At 71.9% G+C, this 26495-nt stretch carries 24 protein-coding genes and 1 pseudogene; 4 read left to right on the top strand and 21 right to left on the bottom strand.

All coding sequences use genetic code 11. The annotated features are described in order from the left end of the window. Positions 1-99 precede the first annotated feature (99 nt). A complete protein-coding gene (locus tag CITRI_RS0106855; RefSeq protein ID WP_010143945.1) occupies positions 100-885 on the top strand; it encodes a helix-turn-helix domain-containing protein in 786 nt (261 codons plus the stop codon). 117 nt (positions 886-1002) lie between these two features. Here CITRI_RS0106855 and CITRI_RS0106860 read toward each other — a convergent pair whose 3' ends face one another. The 10 genes and pseudogenes from CITRI_RS0106860 to CITRI_RS0106905 all read right to left on the bottom strand — a co-directional run bounded on the left by CITRI_RS0106860 (position 1003) and on the right by CITRI_RS0106905 (position 12913). After that, positions 1003-1872, bottom strand: a complete 870-nt coding sequence (locus CITRI_RS0106860; RefSeq protein ID WP_010143946.1) for an HpcH/HpaI aldolase/citrate lyase family protein — start codon at positions 1870-1872, stop codon at positions 1003-1005. Further along, the gene (locus tag CITRI_RS0106865; protein WP_010143947.1) at positions 1857-2642 is read right to left on the bottom strand and encodes a 2-keto-4-pentenoate hydratase; all 786 of its coding nucleotides are present in this window, start codon (positions 2640-2642) and stop codon (positions 1857-1859) included. The genes CITRI_RS0106860 and CITRI_RS0106865 overlap by 16 nt, the downstream gene beginning before the upstream one ends. A 136-nt stretch (positions 2643-2778) precedes the next feature. Further along, a complete protein-coding gene (locus CITRI_RS0106870; RefSeq protein ID WP_157998909.1) occupies positions 2779-3630 on the bottom strand; it encodes a LuxR C-terminal-related transcriptional regulator in 852 nt (283 codons plus the stop codon). A gap of 100 nt (positions 3631-3730) precedes the next feature. Beyond that, positions 3731-5185 (bottom strand): MFS transporter, encoded by a 1455-nt coding sequence (locus CITRI_RS0106875; RefSeq protein WP_010143949.1) that lies wholly within the window; start codon positions 5183-5185, stop codon positions 3731-3733. 155 nt (positions 5186-5340) lie between these two features. Continuing rightward, on the bottom strand, positions 5341-6507 hold the full coding sequence (gene hpaD, locus CITRI_RS0106880) for a 3,4-dihydroxyphenylacetate 2,3-dioxygenase (RefSeq protein WP_010143950.1): 1167 nt from the start codon (positions 6505-6507) through the stop codon (positions 5341-5343). Between the two features lie 50 nt (positions 6508-6557). Then, a pseudogene (gene hpaE / locus CITRI_RS16710) lies at positions 6558-8104 on the bottom strand (5-carboxymethyl-2-hydroxymuconate semialdehyde dehydrogenase). 43 nt (positions 8105-8147) lie between these two features. Continuing rightward, positions 8148-8861, bottom strand: a complete 714-nt coding sequence (locus CITRI_RS0106890) for a GntR family transcriptional regulator (RefSeq protein WP_010143953.1) — start codon at positions 8859-8861, stop codon at positions 8148-8150. Continuing rightward, the gene (locus CITRI_RS0106895) at positions 8858-10450 is read right to left on the bottom strand and encodes a fumarylacetoacetate hydrolase family protein (protein WP_010143954.1); all 1593 of its coding nucleotides are present in this window, start codon (positions 10448-10450) and stop codon (positions 8858-8860) included. The genes CITRI_RS0106890 and CITRI_RS0106895 overlap by 4 nt, the downstream gene beginning before the upstream one ends. A gap of 138 nt (positions 10451-10588) precedes the next feature. Next, positions 10589-11185 (bottom strand): DedA family protein, encoded by a 597-nt coding sequence (locus tag CITRI_RS0106900; RefSeq protein ID WP_010143955.1) that lies wholly within the window; start codon positions 11183-11185, stop codon positions 10589-10591. 144 nt (positions 11186-11329) lie between these two features. Further along, positions 11330-12913: a SulP family inorganic anion transporter gene (locus CITRI_RS0106905; RefSeq protein ID WP_010143957.1), complete on the bottom strand. Its 1584-nt coding sequence runs from the start codon at positions 12911-12913 to the stop codon at positions 11330-11332. A 151-nt stretch (positions 12914-13064) separates the two neighbouring features. Between CITRI_RS0106905 and CITRI_RS16715 the strand changes: the two genes are divergently transcribed. Together CITRI_RS16715 and CITRI_RS0106915 are read left to right on the top strand one after the other, a co-directional pair. Then, complete coding sequence (locus CITRI_RS16715; RefSeq protein ID WP_237709007.1) at positions 13065-13529, top strand: hypothetical protein; 465 nt, start codon at positions 13065-13067, stop codon at positions 13527-13529. Between the two features lie 82 nt (positions 13530-13611). Beyond that, a complete protein-coding gene (locus CITRI_RS0106915; protein WP_010143960.1) occupies positions 13612-14526 on the top strand; it encodes an alpha/beta fold hydrolase in 915 nt (304 codons plus the stop codon). A gap of 76 nt (positions 14527-14602) precedes the next feature. Here the strand turns inward: CITRI_RS0106915 and adhP are convergent, their stop codons facing one another. From adhP to CITRI_RS0106945, 7 genes are all read right to left on the bottom strand, one after another. Beyond that, complete coding sequence (gene adhP, locus CITRI_RS0106920; protein ID WP_010143961.1) at positions 14603-15631, bottom strand: alcohol dehydrogenase AdhP; 1029 nt, start codon at positions 15629-15631, stop codon at positions 14603-14605. Between the two features lie 63 nt (positions 15632-15694). Further along, on the bottom strand, positions 15695-17242 hold the full coding sequence (locus CITRI_RS0106925) for an aldehyde dehydrogenase family protein (protein WP_010143962.1): 1548 nt from the start codon (positions 17240-17242) through the stop codon (positions 15695-15697). A 106-nt stretch (positions 17243-17348) separates the two neighbouring features. Next, the gene (locus CITRI_RS20180) at positions 17349-17879 is read right to left on the bottom strand and encodes a hypothetical protein (RefSeq protein ID WP_010143963.1); all 531 of its coding nucleotides are present in this window, start codon (positions 17877-17879) and stop codon (positions 17349-17351) included. Beyond that, entirely contained in the window at positions 17849-18874 is a 1026-nt protein-coding gene (locus CITRI_RS16720; protein ID WP_010143964.1) for a GAF domain-containing protein, read from the bottom strand. Before CITRI_RS16720 ends, CITRI_RS20180 begins: the two co-directional genes overlap by 31 nt. Then, on the bottom strand, positions 18871-19302 hold the full coding sequence (locus CITRI_RS0106935; protein ID WP_010143965.1) for a DUF779 domain-containing protein: 432 nt from the start codon (positions 19300-19302) through the stop codon (positions 18871-18873). Before CITRI_RS0106935 ends, CITRI_RS16720 begins: the two co-directional genes overlap by 4 nt. Positions 19303-19474: 172 nt before the next feature. After that, positions 19475-19969 carry an SRPBCC domain-containing protein gene (locus tag CITRI_RS0106940; RefSeq protein WP_010143966.1) on the bottom strand — a complete coding sequence of 165 codons (495 nt, stop codon included), beginning with the start codon at positions 19967-19969 and terminating at the stop codon, positions 19475-19477. Between the two features lie 103 nt (positions 19970-20072). Further along, positions 20073-21728 (bottom strand): thiamine pyrophosphate-dependent enzyme, encoded by a 1656-nt coding sequence (locus tag CITRI_RS0106945; RefSeq protein ID WP_010143967.1) that lies wholly within the window; start codon positions 21726-21728, stop codon positions 20073-20075. Positions 21729-22015: 287 nt separating this feature from the next. Between CITRI_RS0106945 and CITRI_RS16725 the strand changes: the two genes are divergently transcribed. Continuing rightward, positions 22016-22828 (top strand): CGNR zinc finger domain-containing protein, encoded by an 813-nt coding sequence (locus tag CITRI_RS16725; RefSeq protein ID WP_010143968.1) that lies wholly within the window; start codon positions 22016-22018, stop codon positions 22826-22828. Between the two features lie 86 nt (positions 22829-22914). On the opposite strand, the gene CITRI_RS19775 is transcribed toward CITRI_RS16725, so the two are convergent. The 4 genes from CITRI_RS19775 to CITRI_RS0106970 all read right to left on the bottom strand — a co-directional run bounded on the left by CITRI_RS19775 (position 22915) and on the right by CITRI_RS0106970 (position 26482). Continuing rightward, the gene (locus CITRI_RS19775; protein WP_010143970.1) at positions 22915-23337 is read right to left on the bottom strand and encodes a hypothetical protein; all 423 of its coding nucleotides are present in this window, start codon (positions 23335-23337) and stop codon (positions 22915-22917) included. Between the two features lie 115 nt (positions 23338-23452). Continuing rightward, positions 23453-24043 (bottom strand): hypothetical protein, encoded by a 591-nt coding sequence (locus CITRI_RS0106960; RefSeq protein WP_141565995.1) that lies wholly within the window; start codon positions 24041-24043, stop codon positions 23453-23455. A gap of 52 nt (positions 24044-24095) precedes the next feature. Next, on the bottom strand, positions 24096-25490 hold the full coding sequence (locus CITRI_RS0106965; protein ID WP_010143972.1) for an MATE family efflux transporter: 1395 nt from the start codon (positions 25488-25490) through the stop codon (positions 24096-24098). A 26-nt stretch (positions 25491-25516) separates the two neighbouring features. After that, positions 25517-26482: a CPBP family intramembrane glutamic endopeptidase gene (locus CITRI_RS0106970; protein ID WP_010143973.1), complete on the bottom strand. Its 966-nt coding sequence runs from the start codon at positions 26480-26482 to the stop codon at positions 25517-25519. Between the last annotated feature and the right edge of the window lie 13 nt (positions 26483-26495).

Below are 26495 nucleotides of genomic sequence, written 5' to 3' on the forward strand. Positions count from 1 at the left end.
TCTTATAGCGAACAACTATGCGAGATCATATACGGTAGGTGACACCCCTCACAAGGCGGCGTGACCTGCTCCTCAGGACTCACCATGAAAGGGCCACCGGTGACCGCACCTGCCCACGGATCCTCCGACACCCCGTCCGCGACGCGCCCGAGGAAGGGCGCGGACGCGTCCGGCGGCGCCCCGCACTCCCAGACCCTGTCCCGTGGGCTGCACATGCTGGAACTGGTGGTCTCCGCCCCAGAACCGCCCACGATCGCCGAGGTCTCCGCCCAGCTCGGCGTCCACCGCTCGATCGCCTACCGGATCCTGCGCACGCTGGAGGACCACGGCCTGATCACGCGGGATGCCGCCGGACGGCTGATCGGCGCACCGGGGCTCGCCGTCCTGGCGCGCGGGGTGCAACAGGACCTGCAGTCCGCCGCGCTGCCGGAGTTGACGACCCTGGCCAACGAACTGCAGATGAGCGCCTTCGTGGCGGTCTGGGGACAGGGCGAGTGCATCACCCTGGTGACGGTGGAGCCCTCCCACGGTCACGCCGTCACCCAGCGTCCCGGCACCCGCCATCCCCTCGACCGGGGAGCCCCGGGCCTGGCCGTGCAGGCGGGCATGGGGCCCGAGGAGCTCGCCGAACTGACCGGGGGCCTGCCCCCGCGCCCGGAGGTGGAGCAGGCCCGGCAGCGCGGTTATGCCGTCAGCAACGACGAGGTGCTGGACGGCGTCTCCTCCGTCGCCGTCCCCCTGCGCGTGGACGGGCACCCGCCGGCCGCCGTCGCGGTGGTGTACGCGACCCGCCAGCTGGACGTCGAGGCCCTGGGCAGGAAGCTCGCGCTCAGCGCGGAGCGGGTCGCCGGCCGGCTCGGACAACGCCTGGCCACCGGCCACTGAGCCCTACGGCCACCGCGGCCGCGGTGAGGGGAGCCCGCCAGACGGCCCGCCTGCACGGCGCACGGCAACCGGCCCGCCCGGGGTACCGGGCGGGCCGGGCGGGCCGATGAGGGCCTGTCAGTAGGATCCGCGCGGCGTCGAGGCCGTCGGCCCGGACGCAGCGCCGCCCGGACCGGGCCCCTGGCCCGGGTCCGGGCACCACGTGTCCGCGAGGGCCTCGGAGCCGCGGGCCAGGAGCGCGACGTCGGCGCCGACGTTCACGAAGTCGGCCCCGGCCTCCACGTAGTCCCGGGCGTGGGCCTCGACGAAGGCGTTGACGCCCACGATCTTCCCCGCGGCCTTGACCTCGGCGATGACCGTCTTGACGGCCGCCACGACGTCGGGATGCGCCTGCTGCCCGATCAGTCCCATGGTGGCGGACAGGTCGGAGGGGCCGATGAAGACCCCGTCGACGCCGTCCACGGCGGCGATCTGCGCCGCGTTCTCCACGGCGGTGGCCGACTCGACCTGGACGAGGAGGGTCACCTGCGCCCCGGCGTCCTGGAGGTACCCGACGGTCCGGTTCCACCGGCCGGACCGGGCCAGGGCCGAACCGACCCCGCGCACCCCGCGCGGCGGGTAGTGCATGGCCCGCACGGCCGCCTGCGCGTCCTGGACCGTGTGGACCATGGGCACCAGCACGTTCTGGGCGCCCAGGTCCAGGACCTGCTTGATGACCACCTCGTCCAGGGCGGGGACCCGCACGAGCGCGAGCGTGCCCGTGCCGGCGATCACCCGCAGCTGGGACTGGATGGACTCCAGGGACAGCGGGGCGTGCTCGGCGTCGATGAGGAGGTAGTCCAGCCCGGCACCCGCGCAGATCTCGGCGGCGGTGGGGTCCCCGGAGGACAGGAACATCCCGGCCACGGGGCGCCCACCGCGGTCCCGGACGGCCTCGGCGGTGAACAGGTCCCCCAGGCTCGGTTCAGTGGTCACGCGAATCGGCATGTCACCGTTCCCAACGGTCCGTAGTCTGCGTACACGGTGTCCCCGGCGTAGACCCACATGGGCCGGGTGAAGGACCCGGCCAGGATGATCTCCCCGGCCTCGAGCACGTCCCCGTGCCCGGCGATCCGGTTGGCCAGCCAGTGCACCCCGTTGGCCGGGTGGTTCAGCACGCCGGCGGCCACGCCGGTCTCGATGATCTCCTCGTTGCGTGACAGGATGCCGGCGACCCAGCGCAGGTCCACGTCCCCGACGCCGACCGGGCGCCCGCCGAGCACCATGGAGCCCAGGGCGGCGTTGTCCGAGATGGTGTCCGTGATGGTGCGGCCCTTCATCTCGATGCGGGAGTCCAGCACCTCCAGGGCGGGCACCACGTACTCGGTGGCGCGCAGCACGTCCATCAGGTTCAGCCCGGGGCCGCGCAGCTCGTCCTTGAGCACGAAGGCCAGCTCCATCTCGATGCGCGGGTGGGTGTACCTGGCCCACTCGTACACGTGGCCGGACTCGACCACCTGGTCGTCGAAGATCACCCCGTAGTCCGGCTCGTCGATGCCGGTGGCCTCCTGCATGGCCTTGGAGGTCAGGCCGATCTTGTGGCCGACCTTGGTGCGGCCGGCCTCGACCTGTCGCTCGGCCCAGATGCGCTGGACGGCGTACGAGTCCTCGATCTGCATCTCGGGGTAGCGCGCGGTGAGCAACGGGACGGGCTGGCGGTCGATGCCGGCCCGGTGCAGTTCGTCGGCGATCTTCACGTGGGTCTCATGGTCGAGCAAGCTGGCTCCTCCCAGGGGGGCCCGTGGCATGCCGCCACGGGGTGGGCGTTGTGCCTCGATCGTATACGATAACGGCGCGACCTGCGTCACATGTCGCGGCCCCTGTTGGGACGAGGCGGGGGCGGTGCCGGCAGGCTCAGGGCAGGATGCGCAACCGCCGGGCGGTGGCGACCGCCTCGACCCGGTTGTTGCAGTGCAGCTTCATCATCACCGAGCGCATGTAGCTCTTGACGGTCACCGGGCTGAGGGAGAGGCGCTCCCCGATCTCGGCGTAGCTGCAACCGAGGGCCACCTGCGACATCACGTCCATCTCCCGTCGGGTCAGCGCGGGCACCTCGGCCGGCACCGTCCCCCGGCGCTCGAGGCGCTCCGCCACCGCGCGCACGGCGGCGACCAGGGTGGGGTCGTGGCTGGAGTGGGCGATCGCGATGAGCTCGGAGTGCGCGGTGCGCACGGCCTCCTCGAGGTCCCGGGCGTCACCGGCACCGGCACTGTCGGCCAGGCCGATCATGGACACCCGACGGTCGACCTCGTCGCGCACGCGCAGCTCCTGGGCGATCGCGCGGCCGGTGGACACCATGCCGTGGATCACCCGGTCCCCCACGGTGCCCGCCTGCCGCGTGGCGGCGTACAGCACGGCGCGCGGCCGCTGGCCCACCACCACGGGGATGGCCGCCATGGAGGAGAGCCCCTCGGCACTGACCACCTCGTCGAACTGGTGCGTGATGGACGGCGCGGTGACGTAGTCCTCGACGGTCAGCGGCCGGTCCCGGGCCATCGCCTCGCCGCCCAGCCCCTGGCCCACGGGCACCTGCTGCCCGGCCAGGACCCTGGTCCTGGCGCCCCGCAGCTCGGAGATCTCCAGGCGGCCGTCGTGCACGATCCCACCGAAGCACACGTCCGTGAGCGTCTCCTGGCGCACCTTGCGCAGCCACGCCCGGATGAGCTCCCGGTCATCAGGGCGCAGCAGTTCGACGGACGGGCTCAACACAGGCGGCTCTCCCCTCGTGTGTGATCCACAACACTTTAGCAAACAAGGAAGCCACGGCCCGCGCTGCCGGGCCGTGGCTTCCTGGGGTCGACGCGGATCAGGCGGCGTTCACCGGCTCCGCGGTCGCCTCCTGGGCGCCGAGGTCGGATCCCTTGGTCTCGCGCAGCATGGCCAGGACCACCACGCTGATCACCGCGATGCCCGAGAGCATCAGGCCCACGGCCCCGCCGCCGAAGGTCGCCATCAGGGTGGCCGCGGCCAGCGGCGGCAGGGCCCCGCCGAAGATCCCCGCCAGGCTGTAGGCCAGCCCGGCACCGGTGTAGCGGTACTCGGTCTGGAACAGCTCGGGCAGGAAGGACCCGGCGGCGCCGAAGCTCAGCCCGGCCACGACGAGCGTCCCGATCACGCCGAGGGTGAAGAACAGGAAGCTGCCCCCCTCCTCGGTCATCCCCGTGTTCAGCACCGGGAACATCACGAAGGACCAGACCAGGCCGACCACGCCGGCCAGCAGCAGGGTGCCCCGGCGCCCGATGCGGTCGGAGAGGATTCCCGAGCCCACGGTGGCGATCGCGAAGAACACGGAGGTGATGACGCCGGTGGTCAGCACCTCGTTGCGCTCCAGCTGCAGCACGGTCGTGCCGTAGCTGGTGAGGAACGAGGTCCCGATGTAGAAGAAGGCGAACAGGGAGCTGAAGGCCAGCCCGCCCAGCAGCATCTCCTTCCACTGCCGGCGCACGGACTCCCAGATCGGCAGGGTGCGGGGGGACGCCGACGCCCCGGCCGGCCCACCGGCCCGCACGTCCTCCGCCCGGGCCCTGGCCTCCGCGACGGCCTTGGCCTTGGCCGCCAGGAACACCGGGGTCTCCTCGATGCTCAGGCGGATCCACAGGCCGACGATCACCAGGGCGGCGCTGAGGACGAACGGCACGCGCCAGCCGATCTCCATGAACGCCCCGGAGGAGTCCCCGAGGGTGATGTTGGTGACGAGGAAGGTGCCACTGGCCAGGCCGAACGCGATCGCCGGGCCGAGCATCGGCAGGGAGGCGAAGTAGCCGCGCAGCTTCGGCGGGGCGTACTCGGCGGCCATCAACGCGGCCCCGGCCCACTCACCGCCCACGGCGAACCCCTGCAGGAAGCGCAGGGTCACCAGCAGGATGGGGGCGACGACCGCGAAGGCCCCGAGGCTCGCCGGCGTCGGCAGCAGGCCGATCAGCACGGTGGCCACGCCCATGATCAGCAGGGTGGCCACGAGGGCCTTCTTGCGGCCGATCCGGTCTCCGAAGTGTCCGAAGATGACCGCACCCACGGGCCGCGCGAAGAAGGCGACCGCGAAGGTGGCGAAGGAGGCCACCAGGCCACCGGCCTCGCCCAGGGTGCCGAAGAAGAGGGTGGGGAACACCAGCGCCGCCGCGGTGCCGTAGATGAAGAAGTCGTAGTACTCGATGGTGGTGCCCACCGTGGTGGCGACGGCGACGCGGCCCATCGGCGGCTTCTTGGCGGGCGCGGCGGCCTCGGTCAACGGCTGCTGCCGGTCATGGCTCATCAGGGTCATGGCCTCTCCTCAGTGCGGACGATCAATGTGATGCGCGCCACACTATGAGCCGAAAGGACCGCCCGTTACCTCCCGAAGGAGGTAACGGGCCCAGACCACGACGCCGGCCGGTCCCCCACGACGTGAGGTGCCGGCCGGCGTCGGGAGACGACGGGTCAGAGCTGGTTGCCGAGCTTGAAGCCCTTGGCGGCCTCACCCTTCCAGGTGCCGGACTCGTCGCCCTCACGGGTGTAGGAGAACCCGTCGGCGCCGATGGTCACGTCCATCTCGGAGTCGTCGGTGCGGGCCACGACCTCCTTCGGGTTCCCGTCCAGGTCGAGCACCAGGGAGGCGTTGGTGTACCAGGACGGGACGACCGGGTTGCCCCAGAAGTCGCGGCGCTGGTTGTCGTGCACGTCCCAGGTGACGACCGGGTTGTCCGGGTCGCCGGTGTAGTAGTCCTGGGTGTAGATCTCGATCCGGTGGCCGTCCGGGTCCAGGATGTAGAGGTAGAAGGCGTTGGAGACGCCGTGGCGGCCGGGGCCGCGCTCGATCCGGTCGGAGATGCGCAGGGCGCCCATCTTGTCGCAGATCGCCAGGATGTTGTGCTTCTCATGAGTGGAGAACGCCACGTGGTGCATGCGCGGGCCGTCGCCGCCGGTCATGGCGGTGTCGTGGACGGTGGGCTTGCGCCGCATCCAGGCCGCGTACACGGTGCCGGCCTCGTCCTGGATGTCCTCGGTGACGCGGAAGCCCAGGTCCTGCATGAACTTCGTGGCGCGCGGCACGTCCGGGGTGACCTGGTTGAAGTGGTCCAGGCGCACCAGCGCCCCCGGGGTGTAGAGGTCGTAGCGCCAGGCCAGGCGCTCGACGTGCTCGACGTCGTAGAAGAACTCGTACGGGAAACCCAGCGGGTCCTCCACGCGCACCGAGTCGCCGATGCCCTTGGTGAAGCCCTCCGGGCGGCGCTCCACGCGGCAGCCGAGCTCCTCGTAGAACGCCACGGCCTTGTCCAGCTCCTCGGGGCTGCGCACCCGGTAGGAGAAGGCGGCCACGGCGGCCACCGGGCCCTTGCGCAGCACCAGGTTGTGGTGGATGAACTCCTCGAGGGAGCGCAGGTAGATGGTCTCCTCGTCCTCCTCGGTCACGGTCAGCCCGAGCACGTCCACGTAGAACTCACGGGACTTGGCCAGGTCGGTGACCACCAGCTCCATGTAGGCGCAGCGCAGGATGTCCGGCGCCGGGGCCTTCGGGGTGGGGATCGGGTTGTCGGAGTGGATGGGGGCCTCCTGGGAGACGTAGAAGCCCGAGGACGTCATCGTCCGGTCGTCGAGGTGGGTCATGACTGGTCCTTGCTCTGGAAGGGAATGCTGGAAGGGGGAGGTGGGGGCGGTCAGGCCTGGAGGTCCTCGGCGGCCTCTTCCTGACGCCCGAAGACGGGGTTGTGGACCTCACCGAGGTTGATGTGCACGGCCTGCTGGTCCGTGTAGAAGTCGATGGACCGGTAGCCCCCCTCGTGGCCCAGCCCGGAGGCCTTGACGCCGCCGAAGGGGGTGCGCAGGTCGCGGACGTTGTTCGAGTTCAGCCACACCATCCCGGCCTCCACGTCCTGGGCGAAGTTATGGGCGCGCTTGAGGTCGTTGGTCCAGATGTAGGCGGCCAGCCCGTACTTGGTGTTGTTGGCCAGGGCCAGGGCCTCCTCGTCCGTGTCGAACGGGGTGATGGCCACGACCGGGCCGAAGATCTCCTCCTGGAAGATCCGGGCGTCCGGGGCCACGTCCGCGAACACCGTGGGCTGGATGAAGTTGCCTTCGGGGAACGCCTCCGGACGCCCGCCGCCGGCGGTCAGCCGGGCCTCGGACTTGCCGATCTCCACGTAGGACATGACCTTCTCGAAGTGCTCCGGGTGCACCAGGGCGCCCACCTCGGTGGACTCGTCGTGCGGCAGGCCGACCTTCACGCGCCGGGCCTGGGCGGAGTAGCGCTCGACGAACTCGTCGTAGATGCTCCGCTCGACCAGGATGCGGGAGCCGGCGGTGCAGCGCTCGCCGTTGAGGGAGAAGACGCCGAAGATGGTCGCGTCGATGGCGGCGTCCAGGTCCGCGTCCGCGAAGACGACGGCCGGGGACTTACCGCCCAGCTCCATGGAGAGGGCCTTGAGGTGGGGGCGGCGTTGCCGAAGATGATCTGCCCGGTGCGGGACTCGCCGGTGAAGGAAATCAGCGGCACGTCCGGGTGCTTGACCAGGGAGTCACCGGCGAAGCCCTCCTCGCCGTAGCCGTGGACGATGTTGAACACACCGGCCGGGACCCCGGCCTCCTCGAAGATGCCCGGCCACAGGGAGGCGGACAGCGGGGTGAACTCGGCGGGCTTGAGCACCACGGTGTTGCCGGTGGCCAGGGCCGGGCCCAGCTTCCAGGACTCGAGCATGAACGGGGTGTTCCACGGGGTGATGAGCCCGGCCACGCCGATCGGCTTGCGGTTGACGTAGTTGGCCTGGCGGCCCGGGACCTTGAAGGCGTCGTCGTGCTGGGCGACGATCAGGTCCGCGAAGAACCGGAAGTTCTCGGCGGCGCGCCGGGCCTGGCCCAGGGCCTGCTTGATCGGCAGGCCGGTGTCGAAGCACTCCATCTCGGCCAGGTCCTGGCCGCGGGACTCCACGATGTCCGCGACCTTGTGGAGGATGCGGGAGCGCTCGCGCGGCAGCATCGTGGGCCACGGGCCGTTCTCGAAGGCCTCCTTGGCGGCGGCGACGGCGGCGTCCACGTCCGCGACCTTGCCCGAGGCGGCCTTCAGGTAGGGCTGGTTGGTGACGGGGTTGAGCACGTCGAAGGTGTCACCGTCGATCGAGTCGACGTGCTTGCCGTTGATGTAGTGCTGGATCTTCTCCGGCAGGTTCGCCGGGGCGAAGTCGGTGTTCGGGATGGCCTGGGTCGTCATCGTGGGGTCCTCTCGGTGGGGCAGGCGGACGGCTGGGGTGGGTTCAGTGCTGGTCGGCGGGCGCCATGGTGTCCATGTACGCCGCCAGGGTGTTGGCGCGGTGTTGCCGGGCGGCCGTCTCGATGTCCTGGAACGGGGCACCGGCGGCGATGAGGTCGAGCAGCTGGTCGTGCTCGGCCACGGACTGGGGTGCCCTGCCGGGCACGTGGGCGAAGGTCGACGAGCGCAACGCGGTCAGGCGGTTCCAGCCGCGGTGCACGAGGTCCAGGATGTGCGGGTTCTGGTGGTGCTCGAACAGGGTGGAGTGGAACTCCTTGTTCAGGGCGGTGAACTCGACCGGGTCGAAGTCGTCCAGCAGGGCGCGCATCCGGGCGTTGATGACCCGGGCCCGCTCCAGTTCCCCGGCGGTGACCAGCGGGGCGCACTGGGCCGTGGAGAAGCCCTCCACCAGCGCCAGCGTCTCCATGGTGTACCTGTACTCCTCGGGGTCCACGCCGACGACGGTCGCCCCCACGTTGCGCTCGTAGGAGACGAGGTCGTCGTGCTGGAGACGACGGATCGCCTCCCGCACCGGCACCACGGACATCCCGAGCTCCTCGGCCAGCTGGGCCAGGACGAGCCGGCTGCCCGGGGCGAAACGGCCCTGCTGGATGCCCTCGATCAGCGCCTGGTAGGCCCGGTCCGCCTTGGAGTGGCTCTCCGCGGGGACCACGGTGTCCGGCACCCCCGCCGGCGCGGTGCCCCGGAGGGTGCTCACCGGGACCGCTCCGCGTCCTGCGCGGCCCGGTACTCGGCGTAGCGCTGCTTCCACTCGGCGTTCGGCGGGAACAGCCCGTCCACCGGGTGCCCCTCGGCCACGCGGTCGAACACCCAGGCGTCCTGCAGCTCCTGCGCGTAGGCGTCCTCGACGACCTCGTGCAGCAGTGCCGGCGGGATGACCACCACGCCGTCGTCGTCGCCGACGATGATGTCCCCGGACTGCACGGTGGTGCCGCCGCAGGCGATGGTGCCACCCACCTCCCAGGGCACGTGCCGGCGGCCGAGCACGGCCGGGTGGACGCCGCTGGAGTAGACCGGGATGTCCACCTCGGCGACGGCCGCGCTGTCCCGCACGCCGCCGTCGGTGATCACGGCGTTGGCGCCGCGCACCTTGGCGCGCAGGGCCAGCACGTCCCCGAGGGTGCCGGTGCCGGTCTCCCCGCGGGCCTCCATGACGACGACGTCGTCCTGCTCCACGGTGTCCATGGCCCGCTTCTGGGCGTTGAAGCCGCCGCCGAAGGCCTTGAACAGGTCCTCACGGTTGGGCACGTAGCGCAGGGTCTTGGCGTAACCCAGGATGCGCTGCCCGGGGTGCATGGGGCGCACGCCGTCGATCGTGGCGTTGTCGATGCCGCGCTTGCGCAACTGGGCGGTGATGGTGGCCACCGCGGTGGCGTTGATCGTGGCCTTCAGCTCCTCGGTGAGCAGTGAGCGGTCCGCCGTGGGCGCGGAGGGCACGTAGTGGAAACCCTCCGATCCGGCCCCGGTGGCGCCCTCCGCGGCCGGGACCGGCGGCAGGCCGGCGGCCTCGCGGGAGCCCCAGGCCTCCTCCCGCTGGGTGTCGTCGACCTTCGGCCCGTGTCCGTAGGGCGCCATCGGGTGCTCCCCGGCCACCACACGGGAGACGAGCCGTCCGGTGGAGGGAGCGTCGGGCGCATCGGGGGCGTCCACCTCCACCTCGACGACGTCACCCGGCTGGGCGACCGAGGAACCGGCCGGGGTGCCGGTCAGGATGACGTCCCCGGCCTCCAGGGTCATCAGCTGGGACAGGTCCGCCACCAGCTGGCCGAAGGGGAAGACGAGGTCGGCGGTGGTGTCGTCCTGCACCAGCTCGCCGTTGACCCACGTGCGCACGCGCAGCCCGGTCGGATCGACGGCGGCGGCGGGGATGACGCCCGGGCCCAGCGGGGTGTAGCCGTCGCCGGACTTGTTCTTGATGTTGGAGCCCTTGTCCGCGTGGCGCAGGTCGTACAGGCCCCAGTCGTTCGCTGCGGTGATCCCGGAGACCTTGGACCAGCCCTCCTCCGGGGAGACCCGGCGGCAGTCCTCGCCGATGACCAGGGCGATCTCGCCCTCGTAGGCCAGCAGCTCGGTGCCGGCGGGGCGTTCGATCTCGGCACCCGTGGTGGCGATGGAGGTGCCGGCCTTGAGGAAGTAGCCGGGGAACTGCGGCGAGCGCCCGCGCTGGGCGATGCGCGAGGGGTAGTTCAGGTGCAGTGCGATGACCTTGCCCGGGCGGTGCTCACGGGTGGTGAAGTCCACGGGGCCGGTGGTCGGCACCGCCGTGCCCTCTGCGTTGTCTGCCATGGTGTGTTGCGCCTCCGCGGTCAGGGGGTGGTCTGCGTCGTGTGATCTGCGTCGCTCACCACAGATCGTATACGATTTCGCGCGGAGCGCAACACCCGGGCCGGACCGGGGCCCGGACCAGCGGGTCCTGCCGGGCGGTCAGGCCTCCGGTTGGAGGTACCAGGCGGCCGCGGCGCCGATCGCGCGGCCCAGGAGCAGCGAGAGCGCGATCGCCACGAGGACGGTGAATTCCGTGGAGAGCCCGGGCAGCAGTCCGGACAGCGCGCCGATGCCCACGGAGTAGGCGGACCAGAGGATGCCCGCCCCCAGCGAGTAGAGCATGAAGGCGCCCCAGGGGATGGGGGTGATGGCGCAGGCCACGTTCATGGTCAACCGGCCCAAGGGGATGAAGCGCGAGGTCAGCACCCAGGAGACCGCGCCGTGGTCCAGGCGGTTCCGGGAGGCGTCCAGCGCCTTCCGCGCCCGTTCCCCGCTGAGCAGGCGCCAGTTCGCCACGTCCCGTTGCCGCACCAGTCCGTAGGTCGCCGCGTCCCCGATCAGGGCGCCGGCCAGCATGGACACCACCAGCAGGAAGCCGTTGGGCACGTTCTCCGTGGCCGACAGCGCACCGAGCGCGACGAAGACGGAGGTGCTCGGGACGGGCGGGAAGACCGCCGAGACGGCGACCAGCATCATCCCGAGCGGATAGACCCAGGCGGAGTCCGCAGCGCCGAGCACCTCCCGCACCGCGTCCATCGGTCCACCGGCCTCCGTCATCGCTCGGGTGACTGACGGCACGCCAGCCCCCGACCGGGTGGCCCGGGCCGCCCGGTCACCACCAGCATGCCGCCGGTCACCGGTGCGGACCAAGACCCGGAGGGGAGGAATCTGGCCGGCGGGTCAGTCCCCGGCAGCCAGCCGGCCGCGCAGGCGATCCCGCATGGCCGCGCTCGCCCGGTTCAGCCCGATGACCTCCACGGCCTTGCCGTACCGCGCGTACTTGTCCGTGATCGCGTCCAGGCTGGCCACGGTGGAGGCGTCCCAGACGTGGGAGCGGGACAGGTCGATCACGACCCGCTCCGGGTCCTCGAGATACTCGAACTGGGTGTAGAGGTCGTTCGAGGAGGCCCAGAACAAGGCCCCGTCGACCGTGTAGGTGGCGGTCGCGCCGCCGTCGGGACCGTCCTGGACCGCCCGGTGCACGGTGACCACGTGGGCCACCCGGCGGGCGAAGAGCACCATGGCCGCCAGCACCCCCAGGCCCACCCCGACGGCCAGGTTCCCCGTGGCCACGGTCGAGACCACCGTGATGAGCATGACCGTGGTCTCGGACTTCGGCATGGCCCGCAGGGTGGAGGGCCGGATCGAGTGCCAGTCGAAGGCCGACCAGGCCACGAAGACCATCACGGCCACGAGCGCGGCCATGGGCACCATCGCCACGGCCTCCTCCAGCAGCACCGACAGCACCAGGACCATCACGCCGGCCGTGAGGGTGGACAGCCGCGTCCGCGCCCCGGCGACCTTGACGTTCATCATCGTCTGCCCGATCACCGCGCAGCCGCCCATGCCCCCGAAGAGACCGGCGAGGACGTTGGCCCCGCCCTGCCCCAGGGCCTCGCGGGTCTTGTCCGAGCGGGTGTCCGTGATGTCGTCCACCAGCTTGGCGGTCATGAGCGACTCGAGCAGCCCCACGACCGCCATGGCCAGCGCGTAGGGGCCGATCACCTCGAGCGTCTCCAGGGTGAGGGGGACGTCCGGGATGAGCAGGGAGGGCAGGGCGTCCGGGAGTTCGCCCTTGTCCCCCACGGTCGGCACCGCCAGCTGCGTGGCGATCACCAGCACGGTCACGACGACGATCGAGACCAGCGGGGCCGGGACCGCGGTGGTGAGCCGGGGCAGGACGAAGATGAGGGCCAGCCCGATCGCCACCAGCACGTAGACGACCCACGGCACCCCGATCAGGTCCGGCAGCTGGGAGACGAAGACGAGGATGGCCAGGGCGTTGACGAAGCCGGTCATCACGCTGCGCGGGATGAACCGCATCAGCCGCGCGACGCCGAGCAGGCCCAGCAGGACCTGGATGACCCCGGCCAGGACGGCCGTGGCCAGCAGGTACTGGACGCCGTGGCTGGCCACCACCGGGGCGATCACGAGGGCCGTGGCCGCCGTGGCGGCGGAGATCATCGCCGGTCGCCCGCCGAGGAAGGCGATGGAGATGGCCATGACGGCGGTGGCGTACAGCCCCACCGTCGGGTCGACGCCGGCGATGAGCGAGAACGCGATGGCCTCCGGGATGAGGGCGAGCGCGACCACCAGCCCGGCGAGCACCTCGGTCTTCAGCCATCCCGGCCGCCGCAGCGTGGCCCGCACCGACATCCGGTCCTCCGGGCGGGCCCCGGAGGACCCCAGCGCCAGGTTCTGCCGGACCTCCGGATGGTTCGGTGCGGCGGGCTGTCCGGGGGACGGGGGCTTCTTGGATGACATGGCGGTGCCTCGGGGACGGTGCGGCGGTGGAGGTGACGGCCCCACCCTAGCCCGGGTGGTCCCGTCACCGGCGGCGTGCGCGCGGCGGCGGGTGACGGCAGCGTGCGAACACCGCGGGTGAGGACAGTGCGGCCGTCCCTAGACTGGGGCCATGAGCGATCAGCCCGAGAGTGCATCAGGACGGACCAACCCGGAGACCGGCCTCCCGGTGTCCGCGCCCCAGGCCGCCTGGCCGGAACGGGTGGACACCGGTCCCCGTCAGGTCAGCTACCGGATCACCGTGAACGCCCCCGCCGCCGAGCTGTGGGCGCTGCTGGCCAACCCCCACCGGCACCACGAGGTGGACGGCTCGGAGTCGGTGCAGTACACCAGGACCGGGCCGACCCGGCTGGCGGTGGGTGACGAGTTCACGATGGCGATGCGCAAGTTCGGCCTGCCCTACACGATGAGGCTGGTGACCACCGCCGCGGACGAGGACCGCGTGGTGGAGTGGCAGCACCCGGGCGGGCACCGCTGGCGCTGGCAGTTCGAGGACCGGGGGACGGCAGCACCACCGTCACCGAGACCTTCGACTACTCCTGGACGAAGCCGGTCGTGGCGCGCGCCTACGAACTGAGCCGGCGGCCGGCGGACAACGCCAACGGCATCCGGTCCTCGCTGACCCGGCTGGCTGGCCGGTACCTGTAGGGACGCCGACCATGGAGTCCGCACAGATCGGTTCCCTGATCTCCGCCGTCGCCGACGACGGCACGCGCATCGCCGTCCAGCTCCTCGGCGCCGGATCCGGCCCGCCGGTCCTCGTCCTGCCGGGCGGGCCGTGCCGCTCGCCGGAGTACCTCGAGGACCTGGCCGGACTGGCCGGGGCCCGGCCGCTGGCCGTCCTGCACCCGCGCGGGACGCCGGCCACCGGAAGCCTGTCCCGGGGGTGGTGGGCGGACGCCGGTGACGTGGTGGCCGCGCTCGACGCCCTCGGGCTGGACCGTGCCGACGTGCTGGCCCACTCCGCGGGGGCGCAACTCGCGCTGGCCACGGTGGCCCAGCATCCGGACCGCGTGCGCTCCCTCCTACTGCTCACTCCGTCGCTGACCTGGCTCACCGACACCGCGCACGACGGCGCGGCGATCGCCGGGCGTCGCACGGAGCCGGTGATCAGCCGGGCCATGGCCTCGCTGGCCGGCCCGACACCGGAGGACGAGGCCCGCTTCCAGGCCGATTCACCGGTCCAGCGCCCCGCCGGGTACGCGCGATGGACCCGGCGGGAGCAGGAGCATTCACCCCTCGGGTCGACCTCGCTCGCGGCCTCCGGTGCCTGGTCCCGGGACATCCCGGACGACGCCGCGCACCGCATCCGGCAGGCCGCCCTGCCTCCCACGCTCGTCATCGGCGGCACGGAGGACATCCTCGTCGGCGATGCCCCGGTCCGTGCAGGCGCCCGCGTGCTGGGAGCCCGACTGGAGATGATCGAGGACTGCGGCCACTATCCCTGGGTGGAGCAACCCGAGGCGTTCCGCGGGCTCGTGGATCCCTGGGTGGCACTGGACGCTCCCGGCCCCCGTGTCGAACAGCAGTCCGGCCGGCCCCGGTTGACGCGGGCGCCCCGCCACCACTCCTGACGGCCCGCACCGGGACGGGCCCCGGCGATAGCGCCGGGGCCCGTCCGGGTCAGGTGCGGATCGTCAACAGGACGGCTCACTCCTCCGTGTAGTCGATGACCACGCGGCCGGCGATCTTGCCGTGGTGCATCTCGTCCAGCACCGCGTTCACCTCGGACAGCGGACGCCGCGTGTAGGTGGGGTGGATCAGTCCGCGCGCGTAGAAGTCCAGCGCCTCGACCATGTCCTGGCGGGTCCCGACGATCGAGCCGCGGATCGTCAGGCCCTTCAGGACGATGTCGAAGATCGGCGCCGGGAAGTCTCCCGGCGGCAGCCCGTTGAACACGATCGTCCCGCCGCGGCGGGCCATGGCGATCGCCTGCCCGAAGGCCTTCGGGTGGACCGCGGTCACGAGCACGCCGTGGGCCCCTCCGGTCTTCTTCAGGATCTCCTCGGCCGGTTCGGCCACGTTGGCGTTGACCAGGACCTCCGCACCGTGCTCCTGGGCCAGCGCCAGCTTGTCGTCGGCGACGTCCACGGCGACCACGCGCATCCCCATGGCCACGGCGTACTGGACGGCGATGTGTCCCAGCCCGCCGATGCCGGAGATGACCACCCACTGGCCGGGACGGACCTCGGTCTGCTTCAGGCCCTTGTAGACGGTCACCCCGGCGCACAGTACGGGACCGACCTCGTACGGATCCGCGCCCTCCGGGATGATCGCCGCGAACCGCGCGTCCACCAGCATGTACTCCCCGAAGGAGCCGTCGACGGAGTAACCGCCGTTGGTCTGGCTCTCGCACAGGGTCTCCCAGCCGGTCCGGCAGTACTCACAGCTGCCGCACGCACTCGACAGCCAGGCGTTGCCGACCATCTGTCCCACGGACACGTCGGTCACCCCCTCGCCGACCTTCTCGACGATGCCGACGCCCTCGTGCCCCGGGACGAAGGGCGGGGTGGGCTGCACGGGCCAGTCACCGTCCCGGGCATGCAGGTCGGTGTGGCACACGCCGGTGGAGATCAGCTTCACCAGCGCCTGGCCGGGCCCGGGTTCCGGGATGGGCAGGTCCTTGACGGTGAGGTCCTTGCCGAACGACTCGACGACGGCGGCCTTCATCATGCTCATGGCATCCTCCTAGATGCAGGGAAAGGGGTGTGGTGTCCTGGGCGGTCGGGCTCGGGGCCGGGTCTAGAAGAAGCCCTGCTTGCCCTCGGCGTAGGACACCAGCAGGTTCTTGGTCTGCTGGTAGTGGTCCAGCATCATCAGGTGGTTCTCCCGGCCGATGCCGGAGGACTTGTACCCGCCGAAGGCGGAGTGCGCCGGATACGCGTGGTAGTTGTTCACCCAGACCCGGCCGGCCTGGATGGCCCGCCCGGCCCGGTAGGCGGTGTTCCCGTTGCGGGACCAGACCCCGGCGCCCAGGCCGTAGAGGGTGTCGTTGGCGATGGCCATGGCGTCGTCGAAGTCCCGGAAGGTGGTCAGCGAGACCACCGGGCCGAAGATCTCCTCCTGGAAGATGCGCATGTCATTGGTGCCGCGGAAGATGGTCGGCTGCACGTAGTAGCCGCCCGCCAGGTCCCCGTCGACCTCTGCCGGCGCCCCGCCGATCAGCACCTCGGCGCCCTCCTGGCGGCCGATGTCCAGGTAGGACTTGATCTTCTCGAGCTGGTCGTTGGAGGCCTGGGCGCCCATCATGGTCTCCGGGTCCAGTGGGTTGCCCTGCTTGATGCGCCTCGTGCGCTCGACCACGGCGTCCAGGAAGCGGTCCGCGATCGACTCCTGGACCAGGGCACGGGACGGGCAGGTGCAGACCTCGCCCTGGTTGAGGGCGAACATGGTGAAGCCCTCCTGGGCCTTGTCCCAATAGGCGTCGTCCGCGGACATGACGTCCTCGAAGAAGACGTTGGGGGACTTGCCGCCCAGCTCCAGGGTCACCGGGATGAGGTTCTCGGAGGCGTACTGCATGATGAGCCGGCCCGTGGTGGTCTCACCCGTGAACGCGATCTTGCGGATGCGCTTGCTGGCGGCCAGCGGCTTGCCGGCCTCCAGGCCGAACCCGTTGACGATGTTCAACACGCCGGGAGGCAGCAGGTCCCCGATCAGCTCGGCGAGTACGAGGATGGAGGCCGGGGTCTGCTCGGCCGGCTTGAGCACCACCGCGTTGCCCGCGGCGAGTGCCGGTGCGAGCTTCCAGACGGCCATGAGGATCGGGAAGTTCCACGGGATGATCTGCCCGACCACCCCGAGCGGCTCGTGGTAGTGGTAGGCGGTGGTGTTCTCGTCCAGCTGGGACAGGCTGCCCTCCTGCGTGCGGATGGCACTGGCGAAGTAGCGGAAGTGGTCGATCGCCAGGGGGAGGTCGGCGTTGAGCGTCTCGCGGACGGCCTTGCCGTTGTCCCAGGTCTCGGCCACCGCGAGCATCTCCAGGTTCTGCTCCATGCGGTCCGCGATCCGGTTCAGGATCAGCGCCCGCTCCGCCGGCGACGTCCGGCCCCAGGCCGGCGCCGCGGCGTGGGCGGCGTCCAGTGCCGCCTCGATGTCCTCGGGCGTGCCCCGGCCGACCTCCGTGAACACCTGTCCGGTCACCGGGGTGGGGTTCTCGAAGTACTGGCCCTTCACCGGCGGGACCCACTCGCCGCCGATGTAGTGGTCGTAGCGGGGCCTGAAGCTGACCTTGGCACCCTCGGTGCCGGGGTTCGCGTAGACGGTGGTCTCGGGATCTGCGTAGACGGTCATGTCGACTCCTCGGGGATGGAACGGGCGCTACCCTGCGCTGACTGTGACGGTACTCACAGTGGGGTTGCATCCACGTTGCATCCGCGCGGGGCGTGCCCCCGGCCGGTCAGCCGCCCGCGGTGATCCGCTCGATCGTGCTCACGGCGAGCGCCCGGCGCGGCGAGTCGGCCGGCAGCATGCGCAACGCCGTCGACCACAGGTCCAGGTCCCCCGCGGCCTCCGGACGCCCCAGGTACGACCACAGTTGCTCGAGACCGGCGTCCTGCAGCACGGCCTCGCGCAGGTCCGCGTGCAGTTCCCGCCGGATCTCCAGGATGCCGGGTGCCTCGGAGCGCGGCAGCACCATCCCGACGGCGCAGCGCAGCGCCGTCTCCAGGTCACCGCGGCGCAGCGCGTCCCGGGCGAGGCCGGCGTCCGTGCGCAACGGCCCGCTGATGCGGTACGGGCGCGAGTCGAGCCCGACGGGGCCGGCGTCCCGTGCGCCCCCGGCCCGGCCGGCCCCGGGGGCCAGGCCCGGGGCCGACGGGCCCGGGGTGGACGGGCCCGTCCCGCCCTCCGCGAATCCGGCCAGCATCCGGCGCAACCGGTGCAGCTCGGCCCGCAGGGTCACGTCCTGGCCGCGCCGGCCGTAGAGCATGTCCTCGAGCGCGGCCCCGTCCAGCCCGGGGCGTGCCAGTCCAGCAGGGTGAGGATCTCCGCGTGCCGGCCGGACACCTCGCGCAGGGCGGCGCCGTCCCGCCCCAGCCGGGCCGGCAGCACGCCGGTGACCCGCAGCAGCAGGTCCCGGCCCGCGTCCTCGTGCGCGGGAGCACCCGGACCGGGGGCCTCGCCGCCGATCGAGGCGGCCCGGCCGGACGCGGCGGTACGCACCGCCGGTCCCGCTCCGCGCGCCGCACGGCCGGGCACGACGACGGTGGAGCCGGCCACCCGGCCGGCTCCCGTCCGCTGCCACGTCAGTTCGACGGCGGAGGCCGCGGCGGCCAGCAGCGGCAGGGCCAGCGGGGAGACGGCCTCGTCCCCGCCGGTCAGGTCCAGCACGCCGAGGATCGACCCGTCCGCGGGGTCCCGCAGCGGCACCGCCGAGCAGCTCCAGGGGTGGACCACCGGGTGGAAGTGCTCGGCCCGGCTGACCTGCATGGGACGTCCGGTGGCCAGGGCGGCCCCGGGGGCGGAGGTTCCGACGGACGTCTCGGACCAGTCCGCTCCCGGCACGAAGCCCATCACCTCGGCGCGCCGGGCCGCGGCCGGGTCACCCTCCACCCAGAGCAGCTGGCCCGCGGCGTTGCCCAGGGCCACGATCAGTCCGGCGTCCGTCGCCGGCTGCACCAGCAGGCGGCGCACGACGGCCAGGACCCCCGCCAGGGGGTGCTCGCTGCGGGCATGGCGCAGGTCGTCGTCGGCGAGCACGGCGGGCGCCACCGAGGCGTCGATCCGGCCCCGGACGGCCAGGGACCGCCTCCAGGACTGGACCACGTCCTCCCGCAGCGGACCGCCGTCCGGCAGCGGCAGGGCGGGGAGCCCGGGCGCGGACCCGGCGTCCCCCGCCGTGGCGCCGGCGGCCAGGGCCGCGAGCTCGTGGTGCGCCCGCTCCACGTGCCGCTGGTAGGAGGGCGCCGCGAGCCTGGGGATCACCGAGGGTCCATCAGTCGCGAGCGGATGAGGAAGCGCTTGCCCTCGGGGGCCTCCACCGAGAACCCGGACCCCCGGCCGTCGACCACGTCCAGGGTCAGGTGGGTGTGCTTCCAGTACTCGAACTGCTCGCGGCTCATCCAGAACGGCAGCTCGGTGCCGTCGGGCAGGTCGAAGGTGCCCAGCAGGATGTCCGCGTCACCGGTGCGGAAGTCACCGTCCGGGAAGCACATCGGCGAGGAGCCGTCGCAACACCCGCCGGACTGGTGGAACATCAACGGCCCGTGGACCCGCTGGAGGGCCTGCACCAGGTCCAGCGCGGACCGGGTCATCCCGACGCGCGAGACCTGCTCACCGGGCACCTGGGGGCGGGCGTCGAGCACGGAGGGATGGCCGGCTCCACTCGGAGCCTCCGGGGACGCGGACGTCATCGCGGTCTCCTGGGGGTAGGGGATCCCCTCACCGTATCCTTAAACGTGATCCGCGTCACGATCAGGGAACCCGCGGGTGCGCACGGGGTCCTCCACCGGCGGGCCGGGGGGACGACCGCGACCCACCGCCTCCCCGCACCGGCATCCCGGGCCTGACCGGGGACGGGACCGCTCAGGCGGTCCGGGCCCCGGCACGGCGCTCGGCCGCGGCGGCGATGTCCGCCAGGTCCTGGCGCATCGCCGTCCGGGAGACGGCCACCCCCAGTGGCGCCGTGAGGGCGCCCAGCAGCTTCCGCGCACGACCGCCGTGCGCGTGCTCGCCCTGGAAGCGCATCACCAGCTGGGTCCTCGGGGAGGCAACGGCGCCCCCGGTGACCGGCCGCAGCTCGAACTCAGTGCGGTAGCGCGTGCCGTGGGACTCGGCCTGCAGTTCGGTCCGGCGTCCGGGCTCGACGGCCGTGACGGTCATGTCCTCGGTGGCCTCCTGGCCGAACATCACCCGGGACTCCCGCCAGCGGGTGCCGACCCGGTAGCCGGTGTCCCCGGAGAGCCGTTCCACGCCGCGCACCCCGCCGAGCACCTGCGCGGTGCCCTCGAGGTCGGTCAACACCTCCCAGACGGCGGCGGCGGGGGCGTTGACGTGGACGACGACGGACAGTGGCTTCATGGGGACGGACCTCGGTGGACGGCAGGTGGAGCGGACGGGATCACCGTACCGCTCCACCTGCTGTCCGCTGAACCGTTCCGGCCCAGGACTGAACCGTTCGGGTTCAGTACGCCTTGACGCGCTGCTCGACGATCAGGTGGATGAGGGCGAACCGACCCTCGTCGTCGATCGCCTTGAGCGCGGCCTCCAGGGCGCCGGGCACCTCGGAGTCCTTCTCCACCCGCACGCCGAAGCCGCCGAAGGCCTCCGCAGTCTTGGCGAAATCGGGGTTCTTCAGCTGGGTGCCGGAGACGCGGCCCGGGTAGTCCCGCTCCTGGTGGGTGCGGATCGTGCCGTACTCCTGGTTGTCCATGACGATGATCAGCGGGGTGGCACCGTACTGTGCGGCCGTGGCCATCTCCTGGCCGTTCATCAGGAACTCGCCGTCACCGGCGATGGTCACCACGCGGCGGCCCGGGTAGTTCAGGGACGCCGCCACGGCGGACGGCACCGAGTAGCCCATCGAGCCGTTGCGGGCCGAGACCATGGCCGCGTAGGAGTTGGTCGGGAAGTAGCGGTGCGCCCAGTTGGTGTGCTCACCGGCGCCCAGGGTGATCATGGCGTCCTCGGGCAGGGACTGCACCAGGTTGGCCATGAGGGTGTCCATGCGGGCCTGACCCTCGGAGGGCTCGGCCGGCGGCAGTGCGGCGAACGCCTCCTGCTCACGGCGCATCCGGGCGGTCCACTCCTTCCAGGAGTCCTTCACCTTGAGGTCCATGCGCACCAGGTCGCGCACGAACACGTCCGGCTTGGCCACGATCTGGTGGGAGACGGGGCCCGAGCGGCCGCGCAGGGACGGGTCGATGGTGACCAGGAAGTTCTTCTTGTCCCAGTGCTGGCGGATGGTGAAGCCGTCGGTGACGACGTCGCCCGGGACGGTGCCGACGAAGACGATGAGGTCGGTCTCCTCGAGCAGGTCATAGGTGGGCTTCGGGCGTCCGTAGCCGATCGGGCCCACGTAGGACGGCGAGTTGAAGGGCACGGTGCCCTCGGTGCGCCACTCGGCGGCGGCCGGGATGTGGTGCTCCTCCAGCCACGTGGTGAGCATCTCCGCGCCCTCGGTCGTCCAGTCGTTGCCACCGGTGATGAACAGCGGCTTGTCGGCCTCCTGCAGCGCGTCGTGGAGCGACTTCCAGTCCTCGACGGTCATGCCGCCGGGGGCCACCGGGATGCAGGGGTGCAGCGTGGCGTCGATCTGCTCCTTGATGACGTCCTCGTGCAGGCCGACGATGACCGGGCCGGGGCGGCCGGAGCTGGCGGCGAACATGGCCTCGGCGACGATCTCGGAGGCGCGGCTGGCGTGGTCGAGGGTCATCACGCGCTTGGCGCCGGACTCGAACCACAGCTGCGGGTCGAACTCCTGGAACGCCTCCTTGCCGCGGTGCTCGAAGGGGATCAGGCCCACGAACAGCACCATCGCGGTGGAGTCCTGCCAGGCGGTGTGCAGGCCCACGTGGGCGTTCGCGGCACCGGGGCCGCGGGTGACCATGGCGATGCCCGGGACCGGGTTCATCTTGCCGTCGGCCTCGGCCATGTAGGCAGCCCCGCCCTCGTGGCGGCAGATCACGTTCTCGATGGAGGAGTTGTGCAGGCCGTCCAGCACGTCCAGGTAACTCTCCCCGGGCACCGAATAGACGCGCTTCACGCCGTGGGCCTCCAGCGTGTCCACGATGACGTGGCCGGCGGACTTGGTCTCGGACGTGTTCTGCTCAGTGCTCATCAAGGCTCCTTGGACTGTGTGCGGCGGCGGCGGCACTGCCGCACCGCGACCCGGGTGTTCCCACGGGCGGGCCGGGGTGGACTCCGAGCAAAGATACCCCAGCGCGCCGGACCGCCCGTCACCTGTGGCGGGATGTGTCGTCAGTGAACTGATGATCTCCCGGGCCGGGCCCCGACCCGCCCCGCTGGCCCCTCCGGACGGCCCCGGGCGGGCACCCTCCGCCTCCCACCGGCCGGTGGCGGGGACGAATTCTGTCCTACAGGATCAACCGAAAGTACAGTGCTGAGATGTTCTCCCCCCACACCACGCGCCGTCTCACTCAGGCCGCAGCCCTTGCCAATACCGCCGCCGGTGACCACGGCGGCCAGACCCTTCCCGAACGACTCGACGAACAACACCTGGCCGACATCCTCGCCGACGTGTCCCCCCACGCCGGCGAGGCCCGTCCGGCCGGTGCCGAACCCCCCTCCAGTGCCACCCTGCGCTCGGTGCGCAAGTTGCGGGCCGCCATTGCCGGCATCTGGCACGATGCCGCTGCCGAGGACGCCGGGGCCGCCCTGGCGGGCATCAACCACCTGCTCTCCGCCGCCGGCCCCGTGCAACTGATCCTGCCCGGGGGGCCCGACGGCGAGAGGCCGGGCACCGCGGCCACGGCGCCGCACTCGGCGGGCGGGCCGGCACCGGGCTCCCCGGCCCGGACCCCGGCGGTCCTGGACGCCGGACGCGAGGGCGATCCCGCGGAGAAGGAGCTGTCCACCGCCTTCGCACTGGCGCTGACCGACGTGGCGCTGGCCGGGGAGCTCACCCGGTTGCGGACCTGTTCCGGGGAGGCGTGCGACAACGCCTTCGTGGACCTGACCCGCAACCGCTCCAAGCAGTTCTGCGATGAGGCCAACTGCGCCAACCGGGCCCATGTCCGCGCCTACCGGGCGCGCCGGGCGGCCGAGGCGGGGGGCGAGGAGACCGGTGCGGTGTCCGCGGACCGGGACGTGCGGCAGGACGCGGACCGCGACAGCGCCCCGGACGGGGAGGGTGCGAAACCCGGCAAGAAGGCGAAGAAGGACAAGGGCAAGAAGAAGTCCAAGAAGCACAAGAAGTAGTGCGGGGACGCCGTGGGCACACCGCCGGGTGATGCCCACGGCGTCGATACCGGCCGGCGCTGCCGCGGCGCGGAGGCGGGGAGGGCCTAGTCGGACCCGGGGCTCTCGTCGGAGGCGGCGCGACCGGCCGCCTCCTCGCGCTTGCGGCGGGCCTCGGCCTTGCGCCGGGCCACGGCCTGCTGGTGCAGTTCCTCCGAGGAGCGGTGCACCCCGGAGCCCTGGGACAGGTGCTCCGGGTTGTCCTTGGCGGCCAGCTGCAGCATGGCCACCACCACGAGGGACACGATGAAGAAGACGCCGAACGCGATCAGCCCGATGTCCACGCGCAGGGGGTTGTCCGAGCCTCCGGAGGCGGTGAACAGGGCGACCCCGCCGCCGACGACGGCCAGGGCGAAGGAGAAGACGAGTGGTCCCTTGATCGACGCCAGGAACCCGGGCCTGCCCTCGTCCTTGCGGGCCCCGGGCTGACGGGGGTCCCGGGACTGCGGGCCGGTGCTGGGCGTGCTCACGAACTGTTCTCCTGGTCTACGGGTTCCGGTGCGGCGGCCGTGCGGGGCCGCGGCGCACCCGTCCATTCTACGGGGTGTAGAGAAACCCCTCGACCCCGCACCGGGAAACCGGCCCCTACCTGCGCGGGGCCCGTGGCTCGGCGGCCTCGCGGGCGGCCGGGCCGGCGTCGTGCCGGAAGCCGAAACCGGAGATGGCCAGGAGCACGGCGATGACGATGGCCCCGCCGCCGACGATGCCGAGCATCCCGTGCGGGTCCAGGTGCAGGAAGATCAGCAGGCCGATGCCGGACAGGATGCCGACGCCGCCCGTGTAGAGCTGGTCGCGCGCGGGCACGAACTCCCTGCGGTACCGCGCCCAGGCCACCACCTCGGCGAGGCCGGACCCGATGAGCGCGACCGCGGCGATCAGCCCGGCGACGAACGCCGTGCCGGCGAAGAGCAGGGCGATCGCGCCGACCATGAACACGGCCGCGGCGATGGACAGCGGACCGCGCATGCCCTCGGGCACGGGCTCGCGGCGCAGGTACTCCCACAGCCCCGAACCGGAGAACACGAAGTACGCGGCCAGGCCGTACTTCAGCACGCCCAGCCCCGGCTCCTGCAGGAAGATGGTGGTCAGGCCGAAGATCGCGGCGATGAGGGCGCGCACGAGGATCGGCTTCCACATGATCGCGGCGGTCTCGACGGGGGCTTTTGCGGCAGGCACCCGTCCATTCTAGGCCGGGCGCCGGAACGGGCCGGCCGTGGCCGCTCCGCCCTCAGTGCTCGCCGGTGCGCATCCACGCGTCGGAACGCGCCCGCAGCCCGAGCGTCACGGCGCGGGCTCCCATGAAGACGCCCGCGAAACCGGCCCACAGCAGCGCGAGCTGGACGCCGGCGCCCGGGGACTGGCCACCCTGCGCCGCGCCCGGGGCGAGCCACGCCAGTCCGGCGAGCGCGGGCAGGTACACCACCAGGTTCACGACGCCGGCCAGGGCCAGGTAGCGGGCGTCACCGGCCCCGATGAGCACGCCGTCCAGGACGAACACGAACCCGCTGACCGGTTGCGACGCCGCGAGCACCAGCAGGCCCGCGGTGGCGGCGGCCCGCACCGCCGGATCCGGCGTGAACAACGGCGGCAGCACCCAGGCCAGCACCGCCAGCAGCAGGCCGGTGACCAGCCCGAACCACAGGCTCCACCGCACCATGGTGCCGGTCAGGGCGCGCGCCTCGTCCCTGCGGCCGGCGCCCAGCTCCCGGCCGATGAGCGCCTGGGCGGCGATCGCCAGCGCGTCGAGGGCGAAGGCCAGGGTGGAGTAGACGGTGAACACGAGCTGGTGCGCGGCGAGCGTGGCCACGCCCAGTCCCGTGGCGGCCATGACGGTGGCCAGGATGGCGACCCTCAGGCTCGCGGTGCGCAACAGCAGCCAGGAGCCCACCTGCGCGGTCGCCCGCATGCCCGCCCACGACGGCGCCAGGCCGGTCCCGGCGGCACGGAACCTGGGCAGCAGCACGGCCAGGTAGACGGCGAACATCCCCCACTGCACGATCGAGGTGCCCGCCGCGGACCCCGCCACGCCCAGGCCGAGGCCGTAGACCATGAGGAAGTTCAGCCCGATGTTGAGGCCGAAGCCCACCCCGGCCACGGTCAGGGGCGTCCGGGTGTCCAGCAGTCCGCGCAGGATGCCGGTGGCGGCGAGCACGCCGAGCATGGCCGGGATGCCCGGCATGGACCACTGCAGGTAGGCGACCGCATGCTCCTGGACCGCCCCGTCCGCGCCGATCAGCCCGGCCAGCGGGGCGGCGGTGACCCAGCCGGCCACCGCGAGGGCGAGGCCGAGCAGCAGGGCCAGCCAGACGCCGTCGCGCCCGCGGTCCATGGCCGCTCGCCGGTTGCCCGCGCCCATGAAGCGGGACACCGCCGGGGTGGTCGAGTAGGCCAGGAAGATCATCAGCCCGGTCACGGTGTGCAGGATGGTGGTCCCCACCCCCACGCCGGCCAGTTGCGCCACGCCGAGGTGGCCGATGATCGCGGTGTCGGCGAGCAGGAACAGCGGCTCGGCCAGCAGGGCCCCGAAGGCCGGGACGGCCAGGGCGAGGATCTGCCGGGAGACCGGCCGGGTGTCGCGCGGGGCCGCCCGGTGTTCGGGGCGCTCGGCGTCCCGGGTGGTCATGGGCCCTCGGCGGTGGTCACGGTCCCTCAGCTGACGAGCGGCAGCAGCGTGTAGGCCACCACGATCGAGACGAGGTTGTTGAACACGTGCAGGATCACCACGAACGCCAGTGACCTGCCCGTGAGGACGTAGGTCACGCAGATGGCCGCCGCCAGGGTCAGATAGGGGACGACCTCCACGGGGTTGAACTGGAAGCCCGTGCTGATGAAGTGGATCATCGCGAACAGCACCATGGAGATCGCCACGCAGACCCAGACGTTGATGTACCGGGAGAGCTTGCCGATCATCAGGTGCCGGAAGATGTACTCCTCCACGAGGGGTGCCATCAGCACGGTCACCAGGAGCATGGGCAGGAAGTCGACCTGGGTGGTCATCTCCTCGATGGCCAGCTGGTTGGCGCTCTTGATCGGCTCGCCGGCCGCGAACACCACGAGGGCGTTGACCATGATGCACGCGAACCAGACACCCGGGATGAGGCCCGCCTTCAGCCAGCCCCGGTCCCGGAAGGTCTGGAAGGACCGTACGAACGGCCGCCAGCAGGCGATGAGCACCAGCGCGGAGAGCACCGCGTAGGAGATGAGGTTCACGGCGAAGGTGAACGAGGCCGTGTTGACGGTGCCGTCGGCGTCCGTGAACCGGTCCATGAACCCCGGGACCAGGGCCACGACCGCCGCGCCGCCCAGGATGAAGATCAGCACGTACGCCAGGACCGTGGCCAGGTCCATCCACGTGAAGGGTCCCGGGTCCAGCACGATCCGCTCGCGCTGTGCCCGCCCCGGCCAGCCCGGGGGGATGCCACCAGGTCCACCGTGGGCCGGCTGGACACCGGACGGAGCGCCCGGCATCCCGGCGGTGCGGGGGCCCGATCCGGGGTGACCGTACCGTTGTCCCCGCTTCGGCCACCCGGGCGGGATGTCCTGCGCGGCGGACTGCGGGCCCGGCGGCGGGGCGGAGTGCTGGTACTGCGGTGCCTGCCGCGGGTCCTGGGTCATGAGGCCATGCTAT

This window comes from Citricoccus sp. CH26A (assembly GCF_000224415.1).
Classification (GTDB): domain Bacteria; phylum Actinomycetota; class Actinomycetes; order Actinomycetales; family Micrococcaceae; genus Citricoccus.

Excerpts from the sequence above, each read along its gene's own strand:
- CITRI_RS0106860 (WP_010143946.1), bottom strand. The coding sequence starts at position 1,872 with ATGCCGATTCGCGTGACCACTGAACCGAGCCTGGGGGACCTGTTCACC.
- CITRI_RS0106875 (WP_010143949.1), bottom strand. The coding sequence starts at position 5,185 with ATGACCCTGATGAGCCATGACCGGCAGCAGCCGTTGACCGAGGCCGCC.
- hpaD (WP_010143950.1), bottom strand. The coding sequence starts at position 6,507 with ATGACCCACCTCGACGACCGGACGATGACGTCCTCGGGCTTCTACGTC.
- CITRI_RS0106895 (WP_010143954.1), bottom strand. The coding sequence starts at position 10,450 with ATGGCAGACAACGCAGAGGGCACGGCGGTGCCGACCACCGGCCCCGTG.
- CITRI_RS0106900 (WP_010143955.1), bottom strand. The coding sequence starts at position 11,185 with ATGGACGCGGTGCGGGAGGTGCTCGGCGCTGCGGACTCCGCCTGGGTC.
- CITRI_RS0106905 (WP_010143957.1), bottom strand. The coding sequence starts at position 12,913 with ATGTCATCCAAGAAGCCCCCGTCCCCCGGACAGCCCGCCGCACCGAAC.
- CITRI_RS16715 (WP_237709007.1), top strand. The coding sequence starts at position 13,065 with ATGAGCGATCAGCCCGAGAGTGCATCAGGACGGACCAACCCGGAGACC.
- CITRI_RS0106915 (WP_010143960.1), top strand. The coding sequence starts at position 13,612 with ATGGAGTCCGCACAGATCGGTTCCCTGATCTCCGCCGTCGCCGACGAC.
- adhP (WP_010143961.1), bottom strand. The coding sequence starts at position 15,631 with ATGAGCATGATGAAGGCCGCCGTCGTCGAGTCGTTCGGCAAGGACCTC.
- CITRI_RS0106925 (WP_010143962.1), bottom strand. The coding sequence starts at position 17,242 with ATGACCGTCTACGCAGATCCCGAGACCACCGTCTACGCGAACCCCGGC.
- CITRI_RS20180 (WP_010143963.1), bottom strand. The coding sequence starts at position 17,879 with ATGCTCTACGGCCGGCGCGGCCAGGACGTGACCCTGCGGGCCGAGCTG.
- CITRI_RS0106935 (WP_010143965.1), bottom strand. The coding sequence starts at position 19,302 with ATGACGTCCGCGTCCCCGGAGGCTCCGAGTGGAGCCGGCCATCCCTCC.
- CITRI_RS0106940 (WP_010143966.1), bottom strand. The coding sequence starts at position 19,969 with ATGAAGCCACTGTCCGTCGTCGTCCACGTCAACGCCCCCGCCGCCGCC.
- CITRI_RS0106945 (WP_010143967.1), bottom strand. The coding sequence starts at position 21,728 with ATGAGCACTGAGCAGAACACGTCCGAGACCAAGTCCGCCGGCCACGTC.
- CITRI_RS16725 (WP_010143968.1), top strand. The coding sequence starts at position 22,016 with ATGTTCTCCCCCCACACCACGCGCCGTCTCACTCAGGCCGCAGCCCTT.
- CITRI_RS0106965 (WP_010143972.1), bottom strand. The coding sequence starts at position 25,490 with ATGACCACCCGGGACGCCGAGCGCCCCGAACACCGGGCGGCCCCGCGC.
- CITRI_RS0106970 (WP_010143973.1), bottom strand. The coding sequence starts at position 26,482 with ATGACCCAGGACCCGCGGCAGGCACCGCAGTACCAGCACTCCGCCCCG.